This window comes from Shewanella sp. SM21, from assembly GCF_025654335.1.
Lineage (GTDB): Bacteria > Pseudomonadota > Gammaproteobacteria > Enterobacterales > Shewanellaceae > Shewanella > Shewanella oncorhynchi.
Map to the genome: position 1 here is coordinate 168,445 of NZ_JAKKRL010000008.1, position 20,180 is coordinate 188,624.

General features: G+C 46.0%; 18 protein-coding genes and 3 tRNA genes. 4 read left to right on the top strand and 17 right to left on the bottom strand.

Annotated features, from left to right (window positions below):
- Positions 1–66: 66 nt before the first annotated feature.
- From secF to L5L94_RS12685, 6 genes are all read right to left on the bottom strand, one after another.
- Positions 67–1,014: a protein translocase subunit SecF gene (gene secF / locus L5L94_RS12660; protein WP_263163440.1), complete on the bottom strand. Its 948-nt coding sequence runs from the start codon at positions 1,012–1,014 to the stop codon at positions 67–69.
- 12 nt (positions 1,015–1,026) lie between these two features.
- Entirely contained in the window at positions 1,027–2,877 is a 1,851-nt protein-coding gene (gene secD / locus L5L94_RS12665; protein ID WP_263163441.1) for a protein translocase subunit SecD, read from the bottom strand.
- A 17-nt stretch (positions 2,878–2,894) separates the two neighbouring features.
- A complete protein-coding gene (gene yajC / locus L5L94_RS12670) occupies positions 2,895–3,227 on the bottom strand; it encodes a preprotein translocase subunit YajC (protein WP_007649452.1) in 333 nt (110 codons plus the stop codon).
- Between the two features lie 27 nt (positions 3,228–3,254).
- Positions 3,255–4,379, bottom strand: coding sequence for a tRNA guanosine(34) transglycosylase Tgt (gene tgt / locus L5L94_RS12675; RefSeq protein ID WP_006082277.1), 1,125 nt, complete (start codon positions 4,377–4,379; stop codon positions 3,255–3,257).
- 161 nt (positions 4,380–4,540) lie between these two features.
- Positions 4,541–5,578 carry a tRNA preQ1(34) S-adenosylmethionine ribosyltransferase-isomerase QueA gene (gene queA / locus L5L94_RS12680; protein ID WP_263163443.1) on the bottom strand — a complete coding sequence of 346 codons (1,038 nt, stop codon included), beginning with the start codon at positions 5,576–5,578 and terminating at the stop codon, positions 4,541–4,543.
- A 62-nt stretch (positions 5,579–5,640) separates the two neighbouring features.
- A complete protein-coding gene (locus tag L5L94_RS12685; protein WP_263163444.1) occupies positions 5,641–5,850 on the bottom strand; it encodes a hypothetical protein in 210 nt (69 codons plus the stop codon).
- A 208-nt stretch (positions 5,851–6,058) separates the two neighbouring features.
- Between L5L94_RS12685 and L5L94_RS12690 the strand changes: the two genes are divergently transcribed.
- Both L5L94_RS12690 and L5L94_RS12695 read left to right on the top strand, forming a co-directional pair.
- Positions 6,059–6,682: an acyl carrier protein phosphodiesterase gene (locus L5L94_RS12690; protein WP_263163446.1), complete on the top strand. Its 624-nt coding sequence runs from the start codon at positions 6,059–6,061 to the stop codon at positions 6,680–6,682.
- A 75-nt stretch (positions 6,683–6,757) separates the two neighbouring features.
- Positions 6,758–7,429 (top strand): RluA family pseudouridine synthase, encoded by a 672-nt coding sequence (locus L5L94_RS12695; protein WP_263163448.1) that lies wholly within the window; start codon positions 6,758–6,760, stop codon positions 7,427–7,429.
- 98 nt (positions 7,430–7,527) lie between these two features.
- Here the strand turns inward: L5L94_RS12695 and L5L94_RS12700 are convergent, their stop codons facing one another.
- Positions 7,528–7,968 carry a hypothetical protein gene (locus L5L94_RS12700; protein WP_131523165.1) on the bottom strand — a complete coding sequence of 147 codons (441 nt, stop codon included), beginning with the start codon at positions 7,966–7,968 and terminating at the stop codon, positions 7,528–7,530.
- A gap of 351 nt (positions 7,969–8,319) precedes the next feature.
- On the opposite strand from L5L94_RS12700, the gene L5L94_RS12705 reads away from it, so the two are divergent.
- Positions 8,320–9,699, top strand: coding sequence for a Gfo/Idh/MocA family oxidoreductase (locus tag L5L94_RS12705; protein WP_263163450.1), 1,380 nt, complete (start codon positions 8,320–8,322; stop codon positions 9,697–9,699).
- Positions 9,700–9,880: 181 nt separating this feature from the next.
- Here the strand turns inward: L5L94_RS12705 and L5L94_RS12710 are convergent, their stop codons facing one another.
- The 7 genes from L5L94_RS12710 to L5L94_RS12740 form a co-directional block, all read right to left on the bottom strand.
- Positions 9,881–10,405 (bottom strand): CIA30 family protein, encoded by a 525-nt coding sequence (locus L5L94_RS12710; protein ID WP_263163452.1) that lies wholly within the window; start codon positions 10,403–10,405, stop codon positions 9,881–9,883.
- Between the two features lie 75 nt (positions 10,406–10,480).
- Complete coding sequence (gene sstT, locus L5L94_RS12715) at positions 10,481–11,707, bottom strand: serine/threonine transporter SstT (RefSeq protein WP_113941009.1); 1,227 nt, start codon at positions 11,705–11,707, stop codon at positions 10,481–10,483.
- A gap of 171 nt (positions 11,708–11,878) precedes the next feature.
- Positions 11,879–12,778 carry a chemotaxis protein CheV gene (locus L5L94_RS12720; protein WP_028761082.1) on the bottom strand — a complete coding sequence of 300 codons (900 nt, stop codon included), beginning with the start codon at positions 12,776–12,778 and terminating at the stop codon, positions 11,879–11,881.
- Between the two features lie 139 nt (positions 12,779–12,917).
- The gene (locus L5L94_RS12725; RefSeq protein ID WP_263163453.1) at positions 12,918–13,388 is read right to left on the bottom strand and encodes a dual specificity protein phosphatase family protein; all 471 of its coding nucleotides are present in this window, start codon (positions 13,386–13,388) and stop codon (positions 12,918–12,920) included.
- Positions 13,389–13,460: 72 nt separating this feature from the next.
- On the bottom strand, positions 13,461–14,744 hold the full coding sequence (locus tag L5L94_RS12730) for a DEAD/DEAH box helicase (protein ID WP_263163454.1): 1,284 nt from the start codon (positions 14,742–14,744) through the stop codon (positions 13,461–13,463).
- A gap of 47 nt (positions 14,745–14,791) precedes the next feature.
- On the bottom strand, positions 14,792–15,349 hold the full coding sequence (locus tag L5L94_RS12735; protein ID WP_263163456.1) for a methylated-DNA--[protein]-cysteine S-methyltransferase: 558 nt from the start codon (positions 15,347–15,349) through the stop codon (positions 14,792–14,794).
- 60 nt (positions 15,350–15,409) lie between these two features.
- On the bottom strand, positions 15,410–17,101 hold the full coding sequence (locus L5L94_RS12740; RefSeq protein WP_263163457.1) for a DNA-3-methyladenine glycosylase 2 family protein: 1,692 nt from the start codon (positions 17,099–17,101) through the stop codon (positions 15,410–15,412).
- A gap of 172 nt (positions 17,102–17,273) precedes the next feature.
- Here L5L94_RS12740 and L5L94_RS12745 point away from each other — a divergent pair, with 172 nt between their 5' ends.
- The gene (locus tag L5L94_RS12745) at positions 17,274–19,103 is read left to right on the top strand and encodes an ABC transporter ATP-binding protein (protein ID WP_113941006.1); all 1,830 of its coding nucleotides are present in this window, start codon (positions 17,274–17,276) and stop codon (positions 19,101–19,103) included.
- 587 nt (positions 19,104–19,690) lie between these two features.
- Here L5L94_RS12745 and L5L94_RS12750 read toward each other — a convergent pair.
- The 3 genes from L5L94_RS12750 to L5L94_RS12760 form a co-directional block, all read right to left on the bottom strand.
- A tRNA-Glu gene (locus tag L5L94_RS12750) sits at positions 19,691–19,766 on the bottom strand.
- Between the two features lie 118 nt (positions 19,767–19,884).
- Positions 19,885–19,960: transfer RNA gene (locus L5L94_RS12755), tRNA-Glu, on the bottom strand.
- Between the two features lie 130 nt (positions 19,961–20,090).
- Positions 20,091–20,166 (bottom strand) — tRNA-Ala (locus tag L5L94_RS12760).
- Positions 20,167–20,180: the final 14 nt, after the last annotated feature.

A 20,180-nucleotide genomic window follows, 5' to 3' on the forward strand; every position in this document is an offset into this window, starting at 1 on the left:
ATATGCCTCAAAATTGATGCAAAAAAAAGCCACCTCATAGGTGGCTTTTTAACTCGAAATTAACCTTTAAGGCATCATAGGAGGTTGGTCTGCGCCTTCTTTCTCAATCTCAACTGGCATCATGTGTTCACGATTGATACCCAGTTTAACGGCCAAGAAGCTCGCCACATAGATAGAGGAATAAGTACCCACAAAAATCCCCAACAGCAATGCAGTCGCAAAGCCATGGATCATAGTGCCGCCCTTAAGGAACAAGGCCACAACAGTCACCAAAGTCGTGCCCGTTGTAATAATGGTACGGCTCATCGTTTGAGTGATTGAAATGTTAACTATTTCTTCAGGATCGCTCTTACGCATCTTAAGGAAGTTCTCACGGATACGGTCAAATACCACAATAGTATCGTTAAGTGAGTAACCCACCACCGTCAACAAGCCCGCCAATACGGTCAAGTCAAATTCCAATTGGAATAACGAAAACACCCCTAAGGTCACGATGACATCGTGCGCCAGTGCTGCTACAGAACCAAACGCTAAGCGCCATTCGAAACGAAACGACACATAGATCATGATACAAATCAGCGCAACTAATACCGCCAATGCACCTTGCTCTGCCAGTTCTTTACCCACTTGTGGGCCAACAAACTCAACACGCTTCTGCTGCACTTGTGGGTCAACTTTCTGTGCGGCTTCCATGACAGACTTAACCTGCACATCGCTCTTAACGCCTTCTTTCACCTGTAAACGTACAAGTACGTCACGGCTAGAACCGAAGTTTTGCACGATCGCACCTTCGGAATCTGGCGTCGTCAGTTGCACACGCAGCGCATTCAAATCAACCGGCTGAGTAAACTCCATTTCAACAACAGTACCGCCAGTGAAATCAAGACCCCAGTTAACGCCATTAGTTGCGAGCGATACCAGCGAGCACAGCACTAACACTGCCGACATAATGCTAATAGGCAGTGCATGGCGGAGGAAGTTTACTGTATGTTTTAAGGATAAAACTTCAATCATTGTCACTTCCCCTTAGATAGACAGAGTCTTCACGCGCTTACCACCCCAAATCGCGTTAACGATTGAGCGAGTACCCACGATGGCGGTAAACATAGAAGTCGCAATACCTATCATTAAGGTCACAGCGAAGCCTTTAATCGCACCAGTACCTACGGCAAACAAAATGAGCGCAGTGATGAAGGTGGTGATGTTCGCATCGGCGATAGTTGAGAAAGCATTACCATAACCTTCATGGATTGCCTGCTGTACGCTACGTCCTGCACGAAGCTCTTCACGAATACGCTCATAAATCAGCACGTTGCCGTCAACCGCCATACCGACCGTCAACACCATACCGGCAATACCGGGTAGGGTTAACACAGCGCCAGGGATCATAGACATCACGCCCACAACCATGGCTAAGTTTGCAGTTAAAGCCAGGTTAGCAATAAGCCCAAAGCTACGGTAGTAAACCAACATAAAGAGTAAGACAACTGCCATACCCCATACCATAGCTTGCACACCGCTTTGAATGTTTTCAGCACCTAAGCTTGGACCAATGGTACGTTCTTCAACAATTGATACAGGAGCAATCAAGGCACCCGCACGCAGTAATAGCGCAAGGTTTTGTGCTTCACCATGACTTAAGCCAGTGATCACAAAGTTACGGCCTAAACGGGCTTGAATAGTAGCAACCGAAATTACTTCTTCAATTTTCAGCATCTTAACGCTGCCATCGGCATTGCGTTCACCACTGTCTTTATACTCGATGAACAAAGTCGCCATAGGCTTGCCTATGTTGTCTTTGGTCACGTCAGAGAAAATGGTACCACCTTTAGCGTCGAGGTTGATGCTGACCTGAGGACGACTGTACTGGTCAAAGCTAGGTTGTGCGCCAGTGATATGATCACCCGTCAACATCACTTCTTTCTTCAATATCACAGTGCCACCTTCGCGGCGCTGATACACTTCAGAACCCGCAGGTACACGACCTGATTGCGCAGCATTCGGATCGGCTTTGTCATCCACCATGTGAAATTCAATTGATGCGGTTGCACCTAAGATTTCCTTAGCACGAGCCGTATCTTGCACACCTGGCAACTCAACGATAATGCGCTCGGCGCCTTGACGTTGTACTACAGGCTCAGCCACACCTAACTCATTAACACGGTTACGAATTGTGGTAATGTTTTGTTGCAGTGCTTCTTCTTTAATCTGCTTTAGATAAGCTTCACTCATCACAGCTTGCAGCGCGAAATCTTCGCCACGGCTAGCGTCGGTGAACACCATATCTTGATTGCGAGTCTTAAGAAAACGCTCGGCAGTCGCTAAGTTTTCAGCATCACGGAACTTGATTTCAATTCCAGTGGCATTAACACGAATACCAGCATAACGAATGGTTTCTTCACGTAATTGTGAACGGAAATCAGCGACTTTAGCTTCTTCCATCTTACGAATCGCTTCGCCCATGTCCACTTCCATGAGGAAATGCACACCACCGCGAAGGTCAAGACCAAGCTTCATTGGGCTACCACCCATGGACTCAAGCCACTTAGGCGTCGCAGGCGCTAAGTTAAGTGCCACAGTAAACTTGTCACCTAAACTGTCAGCAATGATTTCTTTCGCCAGTAGCTGTTGATCCGCATTTTGCAAACGGACTAACAACTGACCTTTTTCAAGCTCAGAGCGCTTTACCGCAATGCTCTTACTGGCTAACAGCTCGTTCACACTGGCTTGGGTAGATGCTGTTACTTCAGCACCTCGAGTCGCCACCACTTGCACCGCGTGATCTTCACCAAAAAGGTTAGGTACGGCATAGAAACAACCTATGGCGATGACGAGCATCACCATAATGTTTTTCCACATTGGGTATTTATTTAACACGCCTGAGCCCTCTTGGCTTACAACGACTGGATAGAGCCCTTAGGCAATACAGCTGCAATATAGTCTTTTTTGATCGTGATTTGTGTTGTGTCGTTCAAGCTCAGTAACACGTAATCGCTTTCGTCGCTGATTTTTGCAATCTTGCCTAAAATCCCACCACTGGTTAACACTTCATCGCCTTTGCCTAATGAAGACATCAGATTTTTGTGCTCTTTAACGCGTTTTGATTGCGGACGGAAAATCATGAAATAGAAAATCAGGCCGAAAATCGCCAGCATGAAAATCAGTTCCATCGTGCCGCCACCTTGTGGTGCGCCGGCAGCGCTTGCATATGCATTTGAAATAAACATAGTTTTTCTCTTCTTATTAGCAAAAAATCAATCGACTAACTCTGGTACTTCGCGACCTTGACTGGTATAGAAGTCCGCCACAAAGGCGTCTAATGTACCCGTCTCAATCGCACCGCGCAAACCTTCCATTAACATTTGATAGTATCTCAAGTTGTGAATGGTGTTTAAACGCGCACCCAGAATCTCATTACAACGATCTAAGTGGTAAAGATACGCCCGTGAATAATTTTTACAGGTATAACAATCACACTTAGTATCAAGTGGTGACGTGTCATCTCTATGACGCGCATTGCGTATTTTGATCACACCTTCACTCGTAAACAGATGACCGTTGCGGGCATTACGGGTTGGCATCACACAGTCAAACATGTCAACACCACGACGTACACCTTCAACTAAATCTTCTGGTTTACCGACCCCCATCAGATAGCGAGGTTTGTCTGCAGGAATTTGCGGGCAAATATGCTCAAGAATGCGATGCATATCTGCTTTAGGCTCTCCTACGGCCAAACCACCGACGGCATAACCGTCGAAACCAATATCGACTAAGCCTTTTAAGCTTTCGTCGCGTAAATCTTCATACACACCGCCCTGAATAATACCGAAGAGTGAGTTAGGGTTCTCTAAACGGTCAAATTCATCACGCGAACGTCTCGCCCAACGCAAAGACATCTGCATTGACTTGCGCGCTTCATCTTCGGTGGCAGGATACGGGGTACATTCGTCAAAAATCATCACCACATCACTACCCAATGCATCTTGAATTTGCATTGATTTTTCAGGATCTAAGAAGATTTTTTCACCATTAATGGGCGAACGGAAATGTACACCTTCTTCGGTGATCTTACGGATATCGCCAAGACTAAACACTTGGAAACCGCCCGAGTCCGTTAAAATAGGACGCTGCCAGTTCATAAAGTCATGCAAGTCACCGTGCTTACGCATGATTTCTTCGCCTGGGCGCAACCATAAATGGAAAGTGTTACCGAGCAAAATATCCGCGCCAGTGGCACGTACTTCTTCCGGTGTCATGCCTTTCACTGTGCCGTAGGTTCCTACCGGCATAAAAGCGGGGGTTTCTACTGTGCCACGATCAAAAATTAACCGACCACGGCGCGCACGCCCGTCGGTAGTGTCTAATTCAAATTTCATAATTCACCTCGCCAGATAAACAGTCTGACTACATTTTTAATGGCTAATGCCATTTTGATTAACAATAGAGATGGGGACAGCGTTAAAAGGTTCAATCTTTTAACGAAAAAAATTGCCGCACAATCTCACTTTGGGCGGCTATTTTAAAACAAAATCTTGGTCTAGTGGGCTTTTTTCGTCACAAACATCGCATCGCCATAGCTAAAGAAGCGATATTTTTGCGTGATAGCATGTTGATACGCCGCCATAACATGATCAAAACCGGCAAAAGCACTCACTAACATGATCAAAGTTGATTCAGGTAGATGAAAATTTGTCACCATAGCATCGACCACTTGGAATTCATAACCTGGGTAAATAAAGATATCAGTATCGCCGCTAAAAGCTTTGAGTTCGCCAAGGCTTGCGCGTGCCGCACTTTCTAAGGAGCGCACTGACGTCGTCCCTACGGCCACCACACGTTTACCCGCAGCTTTGGTTTGCGCGATTAAATCAACCACTTCCTGCGGTACATTCGCCCACTCGGAATGCATCTTGTGTTCAAGAATGGTATCGACACGCACTGGCTGAAATGTTCCCGCGCCCACATGCAAGGTCACAAACGCGACATTCACGCCCTTGGCTTTTAATGCATCGAGCATGGCATCGTCAAAATGTAAACCCGCCGTTGGCGCGGCAACTGCACCAGGGTTTTGGTTATACACAGTTTGATAGCGCTCTTTGTCGGCATCTTCATCGGGTCTATCGATATAAGGAGGCAAAGGCATGTGCCCTACTGCTTCAAGCACTTCTAAGATGGTTAACTCGGATAACAACTCAAGTTCAAACAAAGTATCGTGACGGGCGACCATCTTCATCTGATAGCCACCATCGAGATGAATTAACGAATCCACTTTAGGGGATTTAGAGCTACGAACGTGGGCGAGGATGCGCTTATCATCGAGCATACGCTCAACTAAAATTTCTAACTTACCGCCACTGGCCTTTTGACCAAACATGCGCGCGGGGATCACTCGGGTATTGTTGAACACCATTAAATCGCCGGGATTAATCATCCCCAGCAGATCGGTAAACTGTTTGTCGCCTAACGCACCAGAGTTGCCGTCTAAGGTTAACAGACGGGATGCATTACGCTGCGCCATAGGATAACGAGCGATCAGCTCATCGGGGAGATCGAAAGAAAAGTCTGCAACGCGCATATTGGCCTCTAGATAGCTTAGAACGGCGGCTAGTCTATGGTTAGAGGCCAATAAGATCAAGATTACTTATTGCCAGTGTCCACTTCTTGCTCGGGTTCCACTGGATTGATGCCATCTTGGGGCAGATTGTCATCGGTATCGAATTTTAGCCGCGAGCGACTAAAGTCATCCATGCTGAAACGGTGTTGTTCAAAGGGGATTTCTATTAGCACTTTTTTGCGCTTCTGCTGCTCGTCTTTACCGAGCATTTTGGTGAACCAGTTCCACATCATCCATGATCCTAAAAAAGGTTATTGATTTTATTTCACTTTTCCCTTATCGATTACTATGTCAACGTTGAAGTCAGCCATAATTATTTACGGCGAATCAAATGTCATTATCAATAAAAAGTGAAAAAATACTGCATTTTTAGCTTCGGCGCTTTCCTAAGCGCGCTTGTGCATGATACCGTGAACCGACGTGGTTAACCAAGCACAAATAATGAACTTTCTTACACACTTACATCTCGCCGACATCAGTAAAACCCACCTTGCTGCCAACGTAGCAGGTAACTATATTCAAGCGCCAATTGCGCAAGCCCCAATGGAGTTACGCCAAGCCTTATGGCTAAACCAAGAGATTAATACCCTCTGCGCCAGCCATGAATTGACGATTGAATTAATGGAAGCTTTCCCTGCGCCCTTAAGAAGCATAGCAGCAGAACTCATGGCGGTGAGTTTCGATCACTATTTAGCTTACTATTGGGAAGAATATCACCACCAACCCTTGGATGAATTCAGTAGCAAGGCCTATGACGCGTTAGATTCTTTCGCCACGCAAGGCGTTGATCCATACCATCCAGAGGCATTATTTACACTCTTGCCCACAATGCGCAGCGCCGATTGGCTAGGCAGCTACATCACCGAAAAAGGATTACAACAAGCCTTAGCACAAGTGGCCAAACAGCATCCGCAAGCCGCACTGTTTAAAGATGCCCATAAAGTCGTCAATAAAATGCAGATAGAAATCGAAACCGCGTTCCGCACTTTTTATCCGCAGCTGATGGCTTATACCCGTATTTGGAGCCGTAAGACGCCTGTAGAATATTTGCCCTCACCCCTCTAAGAATAAGCAAGCATGAGATTATGCTGTGTGCCTGCGTAAATTTTGCTAGTATGGCCGCGCAAAAATGAGGACAAGATGCAGATATTTGATTACCAGCCCCCAGCAGTTCCTTGGCTAGACATACGCTATAAAGATAGAGATCTGATTATCATCAATAAACCTTCGGGATTATTGTCTAATCCGGGTCGAGCGGCTCACACCTTCGATTGCGCATTAACCCGCTTACAAGCCCTTTATCCAGAAACGATTTTAGTGCATAGGCTCGACTGCGCGACCTCGGGCATTATGGTGTTCGCCCGTAATAAAAAAGCGGAGTCGCATTTAAAAACACAGTTTCAAGATAGACAGAGTAAGAAAGTCTATATTGCCGAAGTGATGGGACATGTGCAGCAGGAACAGGGCATTATTGACCTCGCGATAGTGCCAGACACTGAACATCCGCCCTATCAAAAAACGCTACAGGTGGGAGAGACTGGCGGCAAAAGCGCCCTCACTCACTACCGTGTATTAGAGCGCCGAGAAAACAGCACCTTAGTCGAGCTTTCGCCAGAAACCGGCCGTACTCATCAATTACGTGTGCATATGCTCGCCCTAGGCCATGCAATTTTAGGCGATGAATTTTACGGTGATGCCGAGGTTATCAAGGCCAGACCGCGTTTATGTTTACATGCACAAAGCTTAAGTTTGACCCATCCCTATTCGGGTAAATCGCTGTTTTTTAGCAGCAAACATCCATTTACTGAATAACTTAAGCCACTCGCTACAATTCCATAAAAGCAAAAGGTCGCGACTTAGCTCTTAGCTATCGTGCGACCTTCGTTATTTACGGATTCTACTGTCGTCGTTTAAGCGACGCGTATACCTTGACCAAAATCGACATCAGCCGCTAATTTTTCTGCTTGGAAATAACAGCCCTGCTCATTACAAAATTGTAATTGCTGCGACGATGTAACGATAAAAAATTCACCAAAGAAATTGCCGCCAACATCCTCTAGCTTATGGCCCTCAGGAGTTTGCGTCATATAGACTTCATCTAAACTATGGCAGCCATCGCTAAACCAAGTTTCTAAAAAATATTTATCGTCTTCTTTATAGAGGGTAATTTTGTCCCCCAATAAAGGACGCCCATCTAACCAACGACCTATAATTTCACGATTTTGCATATCTGTCTCCCGCCAATGAAGGCGACGGCGTTTTTCAATCCCAGACATCCTGATATCCTTATGCAATACCCAATCACCTAAAGTGAATGTCAGTTGTGGTAGTACATTAAGCATAGAACCCATTTAACTCTTTACTCCCCACAGCAGCAAATTACTTCAAATCGCCCGTCAAATGTAACTTTTTGGTTAATTTAAATTTGCTAAATATTTAAAATATAAAAGATAAATCCCTTTGACTAATTAATCGGCAGTGTAGCTCAATCTAAAAATAAAAACGCGATCTTTATCACTATTTACTTATCGCTAAAGTAAAGGCAGCTAAAAGACTTATCTTCCTAGATGAATGAGTTTGTTACATCTTTTATTGCCAATTTTAATAGGGTTTCTGATATAACCCATAAGTGAATTACCGCACAAATAAGACCAAGTGATATTTCAATATCCCTACAAAACAAAAATAAAGCAGGAAGCGCTATGCATAACATTCATCGTCGTCACTTTCTTAAAGCAGCGGGTGCAGCTACCGCCGGACTCGTCACAGCCAATATTGCCCTCAACGCCTACGCCAGTAGTGTCGCCCCTAAACCACAAGCGGGTAAATCCGTTATCGGACTCATAGCACCCAAGATGGACGTGGTTCGAGTTGGCTTTATCGGTGTTGGCGAGCGGGGTTTTAGCCATATCGAGCAATTCTGTCATTTAGAAGGCGTTGAACTTAAAGCCATTTGTGATACTCACACAGCGGTGCTGGACAGAGCCGTGGATCATATCGTTAAACAGAATCGGCCAAAACCGGCTGTCTATACTGGTAATGACCTGAGCTATCGCGATCTCTTAAGCCGCGATGATATTGATATTGTGATCATTTCTACTCCATGGGAATGGCACGCGCCTATGGCGATAGAGACGATGGAAAGCGGTAAACATGCCTTTGTCGAAGTACCGTTAGCACTCACAGTAGAAGAATGCTGGCAAATTGTGGATACCGCTGAACGCACTCAGAAAAACTGCATGATGATGGAGAACGTCAACTACGGCCGTGAAGAACTTATGGTTCTCAACATGGTACGCCAAGGTGTGTTTGGTGAGTTGCTCCACGGTGAAGCCGCTTATATCCACGAGCTACGTTGGCAGATGAAGGAAATAGACCATAAGACGGGCTCATGGCGGACTTATTGGCATACCAAGCGCAACGGTAACTTGTACCCGACCCACGGTTTAGGGCCGGTTTCCCAGTATATGAACATCAACCGCGGTGATAGATTTGATTATCTAACCTCGATGAGTTCACCCGCTCTTGGCCGTGCGCTCTATGCTAAACGTGAATTTCCCGCCGATCATGAGCGTAATCAGCTCAAGTACATCAATGGGGATATCAACACCAGTCTGATTAAGACCGTTAAGGGCCGGACCATTATGGTGCAGCATGACACTACGAGCCCAAGACCTTACAGTCGCCACAATTTGATCCAAGGAACAAATGGCGTGTTTGCGGGTTTCCCGAATCGTATCGCCGTCGAAAATGGTGGCTTTGGTCAGAGTTACCACGAGTGGGATATGGACATGCAAAAGTGGTATGACAAATATGATCACCCTCTGTGGCAACGCATAGGCAAAGAAGCTGAGATTAACGGCGGCCACGGCGGCATGGATTTTGTGATGTTATGGCGCATGATTTATTGCCTGCGCAATGGCGAGGCCTTAGATCAGGATGTGTACGATGGCGCGTCTTGGTCGGTGGTGAATATCTTAAGTGAACATTCAGTCAATGACCGCAGTAATTCAGTCACCTTCCCAGATTTTACCCGCGGCGCGTGGCAAACCGCCAAGCCATTAGGGATTGTCGGCGCTTAAGCAGCAGCTTTCGCCAAACTCACAACCTTGCCCTGCCCACCATAAGGATAAGTGCCTCGGCCTTATCCTTTTTCTTTTCTTTTCTTAAATGAAGCCTAGAAATGCCAGCACCATCAATAGCAAGCAATAAGGGACAAGCAATTAGGGGCAAAAACTCATGATAAGAAACCAACTATAAACGCTAATAGTAGCCAATTTCTTTGATTTTCAAAGAAAAATCACCACTCTGCTGGGCACCAATCACTAGCCCTAGACTACAGACTTGGCTTAAATCTATTGCCACTCGGGAAATCGGTTTACCCCGACATTGGGGCTTGAAATCACGGAATGGAATTTCTATCCGCTGCCAATTCAAGACTCTGGCACTACTCACGCCAAAGGTTTGGTGAGTTGGCGTGGGCATAGGCGCTTGATACACCGTACTTTGTGGTGTGTCGACATCCTTTAAATTCACTTTATAGTCTTTAGTTCGGTCGCCATCGAGTTCGAGGTAAATCCCAGTAAACTCACTGACATCTATAGGGCTAAACTCACAACGCACTGAAGCAAACCCGCCGCCATTTGCCAGCGACACATGGCCACTAAACTCACCATAGCCTAAAGGTGACACCGTCATCTTACTGCGGGACAAACCGCCCATCACAGTGTCATTTATCCCATACCAGAGCTTTGCGGCATCTAGCACTCTAAAATCAAAAAAGATCATAACGACTCCCATAAAAAAAGCAGCCACCTAAGTGACTGCTTCCATAATACTTTTCAATACGAATAACAGCACTCGTTAACTCAGTTTAGCTTTATTCTCAGCGGCTTCACAAGCAGCAGCGGTAAAGATAACGTCAGTAGAGCTGTTCAATGCGGTTTCGGCAGCATCTTGAACCACACCAATAATAAAGCCGACAGCGACTACTTGCATGGCGACATCATTAGAAATACCAAACAAGCTACAAGCCAGTGGGATCAATAGTAATGACCCCCCCGCCACACCCGAGGCGCCGCAAGCCGAAATAGCGGCGACAACGCTCAATAACAATGCGGTGAGTAAATCGACTTGAATGCCTAAGGTATGCGCCGCAGCTAAGGTCAATACCGTAATAGTGATCGCCGCGCCGCCCATATTGATGGTGGCACCTAACGGAATAGAGACTGAGTAAGTGTCTTCATGCAGATTTAATTTTTCACACAGCGCCATATTCACCGGAATATTCGCCGCACTCGAGCGGGTAAAAAATGCCGTCACGCCACTTTCACGCAAACAACGAAATACCAACGGATAGGGATTGCGTTTAATCTTCACGTAAACAATTAAAGGATTAACGATTAAGGCAATAATGGCCATCGCACCTAATAATACTGCCAATAACTGCGCATAACCCGCAATTGCGGCAAAACCGGTTTCAGCAAACGTCGCAGCAACTAAACCAAAAATACCAATAGGTGCTAAACGAATAATGAAATGCACCATTTGCGAAATGCCGTGGCTCATGTCGGCAAATACTTGCTTAGTAGAATCGCTAGCATGATGTAAGGCTAAACCTAAACCCACACCCCAAGCAAGAATACCAATATAGTTGCCCGTCATTAACGCATTCACTGGATTATCAACCAGTTTAAATAATAAGGTATGGATCACTTCACCAATACCTTGTGGAGGACTTGTACCTTCCACACCAGCAACCAAAACTAAAGTCGTGGGGAAAATAGAGCTTAAAATCACAGCAGTTAACGCCGCGGCAAAGGTACCCAATAAATACAGGATCACAATTGGGCGCATATTGGTTTGCGTATTTTTCTTTTGATTGGCAATCGACGATGCTACTAAGATAAATACCAGTATTGGAGCAATCGCTTTTAATGCTCCAACAAATAAACTGCCTAAGAAGGCGATATCTTTTGCGCTATCGGGTGAAAAACTCGCTAACACCACACCAGCGATAATCCCTAATAAGATTTGTAATACGAGACTGCCATTAGCCAACTTAGCTAATAATGATGATTCTTGTTTCATGGTTTAACCTGTCGTTATTATATTTCGGTTGAGATCCCCAACGCGCACCTTCGGAAATGAGGCCAATAAGGTTTTTATAGGATGTGACTAGACTTGTCTAGTTTTGCGGGGAAATAAGCTAACTAAATTACCCTTGTCCCGCAAAAAGCATACAAAAAACTAACAAGCGCCTTATTGGCGCTGCTTCATGGCTAAATCGGCACCACGCAACATGGCATCAATCAACTCGTGAGCATCGAACTTAGTCAGCGCTTCATTTGCCCCCACTTGGTGGGCCTGACTCACGCTTATTTCGCTGGATAAAGACGTGTGTAAAATGATGTAGGCCTTGGCGGTCAATGGATTATCACGCACCTCAAATGCCAGTTCGTAACCATCAAGTCCCGGCATCTCAATATCACTCACCAGAATATCTATGGGGTGATGCTCTAGTGCCGCTTGTTCCATCATGACTAAGGCTTCTTTACCGTCGGCGGTCACTCGATAAGGGATGTTGATCATATCAAGGGCGTCGGATAACTGCTTACGTGCCACCTTAGAATCATCCACTAACAGGATATTCATGGGTTTGAGTTTCTCACGCTGCACATCGGTCAAGATTGCCCGATTTGCCTGTGGGTTATTCGGGAAAATTTTCGACAGCAATAACTCAACATCGAGTAATTGTACTAACTGGTCCTCAAAACGAGTCACGCCAGTCAAGTAAGCATTCTTACCCAAATTGGCAGAAGGCGCCTCAATATCACGCCAATTACATTCAATAATCTTATCGATACCACGCACTAAAAAGCCAATGATCATCCGCTGACAGTCAGTGATGATGATGTAGCATTTTTCCCGCTCTTCAGGAGCTATCGGCCGATAACCAATCGCAGCAGCCATATCTATGATAGGAATAGTATGGCCACGAATCGTTGAAGCGCCAAGAATCGTCGGATGAGATTGGGGAATTTTGCTTAGCTGTGTGTACGGCACCAGCTCACGCACTTTCAACGTGCCTAAGGCAAACACTTGAGTCTGTGATAACCGAAACAGTAGTAATCCCTGTGACTGACTTGCCTTACTTTTCATAATTAGATAAATAACTCACTAAAAACAACCTTCGGATAGCTTAACCTTAACACAGTAAAATTTTGATGACTAAGGTCAAACGAATGAAACTATTATTACCTATTTATTAATAGGTTCGACGCCAATCGCCGAGAAATGCTTAGTCTTGCAATGCATACAAGACATCAAAGGCGAATTGATCCCAACCTTCGGCAGTAAAAGCGATATCGCGAATATTACGAACTTGGCTCACCGCATGTAATGGCGCTGCACCATTGACCATCAAGTAATAGGCCATGATAAGACTGGTGCGATCCTTGCCAGAGCGACAATGGATCACGACAGGCAGCTCATCGGCTTCACATTGCTGAATAAAGGCGAGTGCCTTGGGCAACTGAGCGACACAAATCGCCACATCCCCATCTTGGGGCGGCACATTGCGCGAAAAGGGAATACATTCATAACGTAAATCAAGCTGCTTAAACGCACTCGGCTCGCAGCCCTCGCCCCCATTGACCGACAGAATGGCACCAATACCGGCCTCTTTGAGCGCTTTTAAATCCCAAGGATCTTTATTAGGGCCACTGCGCCCTGCGACTTTACCTTCAACTAACCAGAATAAGTGTTGCATAAACCTTACCTACGACAAGTGAGATGACAAGGAACGCCAGAGATAAGCTAAGAATAGCTTGTTTCCAACGACTTAAGATTTTTTACCCCAAAATTCAGCATTGGCAGGCGGTAACTGTTTACGTTTTTTTTTACCCATACCTTCAGGCTTGGCGACAGGTTTAGCTTGTTCTAACAGTTCGGCTGGCATTTCATCATCGGCTTCAAAACCGACAATTTGCTCACGCACTAACTTAAGTTTGTTCTTTTTCTCTATCACGCCAAAGTGGTGATAATCCTCATGGGAAATCAAGGTCACGGCTAAGCCAGCTTCACCGGCGCGGCCACTACGGCCAATACGATGCATATAATCTGCAGGGCTCCTTGGTAAATCAAAGTTGATCACCACAGGCAGTTTATCGATATCGATACCACGGGCGGCAATATCGGTCGCAATTAACACACTGATCTCACCATTTTTAAAGCCATCGAGCACCCGCGTACGCGCACCTTGGGCTTTATCGCCATGGAACACTTCAGCAGTGATCCCACGTTTAGACAGCTTTTGCGCTAAGTGATTACAGGTATTTTTGGCACTCACGAAAATCAACGCCTGTGACCACTGATGTTCTTTAATCAGATGCGCCAATAATGCGGTTTTCATCGGACGATTAACCGTAATCACCCGTTGATGAATCGTGCTTTCTTGCTCACTTTGCAATTGATATTCAAGCGGATTATTAAGCAGTTTTGCCGTTAACTCACGGACTTCTTCAGGGAATGTCGCTGAGAATAATAAGGTTTGTTTCTTGGCGGGCAAAGCGTCGAGCACTTGGGCTAATTCTTCGGTAAAGCCAAGGCTTAACATGCGGTCGGCTTCATCGAGCACTAAGGCACTAACGCGGTTAAGTTTGATGGCATTACTGGACAACAGATCTAACAAACGACCCGGCGTTGCTACGAGTACGTCGGCGCCAGAACGTAAGCTCTGCATTTGCGCATTGACTGACACACCGCCAAACGCAGCGACAATTTTTAGCTTGCCATTGAGATGTGAGGCATAGGACAGAAAGCTGTCAGCGACTTGTTGTGCTAATTCACGGGTAGGGACTAAGACCAAACAACGAATATAAACGCCTGTCTTATCTTCTGTTTTTGCTTCAACAAGTTGTTGCAACAGCGGCACGGCAAAGGCTGCCGTTTTACCCGAGCCCGTATTAGCACCGGCTAACACATCGCGCCCCGCAAGCACAGCGGGGATCGTCGCCGCCTGTACTGGTGTGGGCGAAACATACGCTAATTCGGTTAATCGATTTAGCAAAGGTGCAATAATGCCGAGTTGGGCAAAGCTTGCCGCAGAGGAAGAAGCCTGAGTCATAGAAAGTTTAACTGCTCACCAATATCTTAATAGGCGGCTATTCTAGCTTAAATATCGAGGCAATGCTTGGCAGTTTCCAGCGTTAATAACTGCTGTTTCATCGCAAGCCCATAGGCGTAACCCGTTAACTTGCCATTTTTGCCTATCACTCTATGGCAAGGCACGATAATCGCAATGGGATTGGCACCATTGGCAGCGCCCACGGCGCGCACCGCCTTAGGCCGACCGATTTGCTCGGCAATCTGCCCATAACTGCAGCTCTGACCGTAATCTAAATTGAGCAAGGCTTGCCATACGTCGCGCTGAAATTCAGTGCCTTTAGGTGCGAGCTTTAAATTAAATTCAATCAGTTCACCTGCAAAATAACGCGCGAGCTGCACTTGAGTTTCACTAATATGCGCCTTAGCTTGATTGAGGACATCCTCACTCACCTTAACAAGCGCAATCTCAGTGCGATCCGAGCCGACAACAGTTAAATGACTCAGCCCATAGGCATTGGCATTTAACTGCAATATTCCGGCAGGACTCATAAAAGTATCTACGGCACAGGGCTGATACGCAGCAATACTCGGCGCTTGGCTCAATTGACGAATCGCATGTTTCATAATTTATCTCTCTATTTATGTCTTACATTTATCTCTATCAATTTAGATCGTTTTACGTCGTTATTGATGCCAAAGTTGAAAGGTTAAATAACTGCCCCAAGGCGCGATCTCTTGACTCAGTTGCTGGCACAGCTGCAGGTAGTTAACCGCACCCACAGCGGCTTCATCCAGCCTATGGGTCTTGCCATACAAGGCCAGCAAATGCTTTTTAACAATCAAATCGGTATGCAAAAACACATTGGGATCGCCCAAACCGCGGAGCTTAGCATACGCGATTGTCCAAGGACCTATGCCCTTAACGCTGAGCCAATCATCGACACTCGCCTCAGGATGATCGCAGATAAACGCCGCGAGCGCATTGAGGGCTAATTTACGAGCGCCGGGCATTTTTAGCTCTGTTAGACTCGCCTCACGAATGGCCTCGGGTGTAGGAAATAAACGATACTCGCAACCATTGAGACTAAAGCGCTCGCCATAGGCTTCAACCAATTGATTAAGTAGCTTAGTCGCCTGCACTACCGTCACTTGCTGGCCTAGAATCGCGCGACAGGCCGCCTCAAATAAGGAGCCTGCACCGGGAATCCGTAATCCCGAAAACGGTGTTAATCCTAAACTTGGTAGCGCACTTAAGCCTTGTTCAATCAGCAGCATATCCGCATCGAGATCTAAAATGCGTCGCACTTCAGTGACCAGCAATTGCAGCTCATCGACAGGAGAGTCTTCGGTCAACATTATCGCGAGTTTGAAGCGATTTAGCTTAGGCTCATGGATAATGTGCACTGTGCCGCGCATCTTACCTAGGGCAAAACAGCGACCATATTCGAGCCCATTATCGCCAGCTTTGGCCTCATCTACCACGGACGCCTCATCGCCAACGACATCGCTCGCTTGTGGATGACTCATCTGCGGTGTGAACCATTCCATCCCTGTTACCGCACGTAATCGATAAAACGCCAGCTGTGATGCCCAATCCAATGGCGGACGATAATACTGATACAAGGTTAATCCATAGTGCGGCACAAATTCACCCATAGTATCAATCTCACTTAATCCTGTTAGTGGCTCAATCATGGACTCCTTTGCCGCTTTGGTTAATGTACTTTTTCTTAACTGCGTCGGCGTCAATTGCAAGGTTTGCTTAAACGCCTCATTGAAACGGCGAATACTGTTGAAACCCGCCGCCATCGCGACTTGAGTGATAGGTAATTGGGTTTGGTGCAATAATTGTTTAGCAAACAGTAATTGCCGATATAAGGCGTATTGTTTTGGCGAAGTGCCAAAGCCTTCGGTAAAGAGCTTATTGAGATAACGACTGCTGATCCCTAATCGGTCAGCCAATTGTGTTATTGTCGAAGCTGGCTCTCCCGATGATTTTCCCGCTAAGGCGCCCGCTTCGATTAAGCTAATGGCCCTCGCTAACGTTGTGCCAGTCCCCTTCCAAGGATTCGATCCCGGCGCACTGTCGGGCCGACAACGCAAACACGGGCGTAATCCTGCCTGTGCAGCTTTCACGGCCGAATCAAAATAACGCACATTTTGCTCTTTTGGCGCGACGGCGGGACACACAGTTCGGCAATAAATGCCCGTCGTTAATACGCCCACAAAAAACTTACCATCAAACCGCGGATCGCGGCTCATCCTCGCCTCACGGCAAATGGACGCAGAAAGTAGCCCCGCACTGGACTCCAGTGAATGCACCGAATCTATTTCATCACGCTTAATCGCACTCTTAGACACTCTATCTGCACTCATTTTTCACCACGCCCGACAATATTCGCTCACAATTAATTTCTTGTTCATTACTTTACGTAAAACTAGCATATAGCACTAGCGGAAAACGGAACTCAATCATTTCAATGCTTTTAGGGCATGAAATCCTATATGCTAGAGCCGACTATTTTTTATCTCACCATAGAGTTAATTCATGTTTAAACGATTTGAATCCTGGGTTGAAGCCCTACCCGATGATGAACCCACTAAACCACCCACAGGGGTTTATGCTTTTTGTCGCCACTACACTAAGGGCTACGAACTGCCGCTGATCTTAATGTCAGTGCTGACCGCCATGCTGGCCATGCTTGAAGTGTCACTGTTCGGATTCATGGGCCAATTAGTGGATTGGCTGGTGAAAAAAAATCCCGAAACCTTATTCCAAGACGAAGGCACGACCTTAATGCTGATGGGAGGTATGGTGATAATTGTGATGCCAATATTGGTATTACTGCATGCGCTTATTATGCATCAAACCTTGCTCGGCAATTATCCTATGTCGATCCGCTGGCTTGCACACCGTTATTTGCTAAAACAAAGTGTATCGTTTTATCAAGATGATTTTGCTGGCAGAATCGCCACGAAAGTGATGCAAACATCCTTAGCCGTACGCGAAACTGTGATGAAATTGCTCGATGTGTTGGTATACATTTTAGTATATTTCACCTCTATGCTGGTGATGATTGCCAGCGCTGATCTGCGCTTAGTCATACCTATGCTCGTCTGGCTTGCACTGTATGTTGGTCTGCAATGGTACTTTGTGCCTAGACTAAAAAGTGTCTCTACCGAGCAAGCCGATGCGCGCTCAACCATGACAGGCCGTATCGTCGACAGCTATACCAACATCACCACAGTGAAGCTATTCGCCCACACACAAAAAGAAGCCGAATACGCCAAATCCAGTATGCGGATATTTTTAGACACGGTTTATCGCCAAATGCGCTTAGTGACGGGCATCAGCGTCAGTGTGCAAATCATCAACTATCTGTTGGCCTTTAGTATTGCAGCAGTATCGATAGCTCTATGGACCGATAGCGCAATCACGGTCGGCGCCATCGCCATTGCGGTCAGTTTAGCACTGCGCTTAAACGGCATGTCACAGTGGATAATGTGGGAAATCAGTTCGTTATTCGAAAATATCGGCACGGTTACCGATGGAATGAACACCTTATCGAAAACAACGATCATCCAAGATGAGCCAAACGCCAAGGCGCTGGTCGTCAATCATGGCAAGATTGATTTCAACCAAGTGTGTTTCCATTACGGTGAGCAGACTGGCGTGATTGAAGATCTGAATTTGAATATTAAAGCAGGTGAAAAAGTTGGCTTAGTGGGGCGTTCTGGCGCAGGTAAATCGACCCTAGTGAATCTACTAATGCGATTCTACGATGTTGAAAAAGGTCAGATTAATATCGATGATCAAGACATCAAGATGGTTATGCAAGATTCACTGCGTTCGCAAATTGGCATGGTAACTCAAGATACCTCCCTCTTGCACCGCACCATTCGCGAGAATATTCTTTACGGCAATCCCAGTGCCAGTGAAGAGCAACTTGATCGCGCGATTAAACAAGCTCAAGCCTATGACTTTATTCAGGAACTCAGTGATCCTAACGGTAATCATGGCTTAGATGCCCAAGTGGGTGAACGCGGCGTAAAACTCTCTGGTGGCCAAAGACAGCGTATCGCCATCGCGCGGGTTTTATTGAAAAATGCGCCCATTTTACTGCTTGATGAAGCCACATCTGCACTAGATTCCGAAGTCGAAGCTGCTATTCAAGAAAGTTTGTATGAATTAATGCAAGGCAAGACAGTGATCGCGATTGCCCATCGACTTTCGACTATTGCCGCGATGGACAGGTTAATTGTATTAGATCAAGGCCGAGTCGTTGAGCAAGGCACGCACCATGAACTCATCGCCGCAGGCGGTATTTATGCTCAATTATGGGCGCACCAAACCGGTGGATTCTTAGGTGTAGACTAAGCCAAAGGTGAGATGACAAAAGGCGACACTCAGCAGTGAGTGTCGCCTTTTTTATCTCAAATAAGTTTCCACCTAATTCTGCCCTCTTCCCACATAGCTTCACTCTTACACTCGCCCGCATATTCACCGCAACGATACGCTATTCAGCTATTACAATAGCTACCGTAAGAACGGTTCACTTCAAATTGCGCTCGTTTAGCGATTGGAAGCATGAGATAAATCGCGATTAACGATTCAACTTATCAGTATTGAAAGTGGCAGCATTCAAAGTGCCAACACACTGAACAATCCGAAAGGTGAGTTTGAGCCATGGATTAGCGCAAAGTTAAGCAGGAAAACGCTTCAATAATCTTTGTCACACGATTAAACAGAATGACTTCACCACAGGAAGTAAGCCTCTCGAAGCATTATTTATCTTAATGTGGATGGTTTGAATTATTGGGTAAATTCGGCAAATAACTCGGGGCGTATGACTCGTAAATGAATCGGGGAGATCTCGATTTAATATTCAAAATTCAGACACAAAAAAACCACCTTAAGGTGGTTTATTGTCTTTAACCAAAGTTTCGATAAACCTTGATTAAAATTGGTATCCCCTAGGGGATTCGAACCCCTGTTACCGCCGTGAAAGGGCGGTGTCCTAGGCCTCTAGACGAAGGGGACCCGGACTTATGWTTTAACTCGTAACCGAGYTTTKTAACACATTCRCTTCAGTAGGCTAGGAAGCAAATGYCTYGTTCTTACCAAACAACWCGTTAGTTATTTGCTAGGAACCAAAATGTGGTATCCCCTAGGGGATTCGAACCCCTGTTACCGCCGTGAAAGGGCGGTGTCCTAGGCCTCTAGACGAAGGGGACCCGGACATATTAATTTGAACTTAACGTTCCCGTTTAACATCTACGGTCTCATAGGCACTCTTCTAAGTAGCGAAGTGTGCCTTGGGTATATTAATTTAAACTTTCGTTTCTGCTTAATAAGGCAGTAAATTGGTGGAGCTACACGGGATCGAACCGTGGACCTCTTGCATGCCATGCAAGCGCTCTCCCAGCTGAGCTATAGCCCCAAATTTTTGTCAAC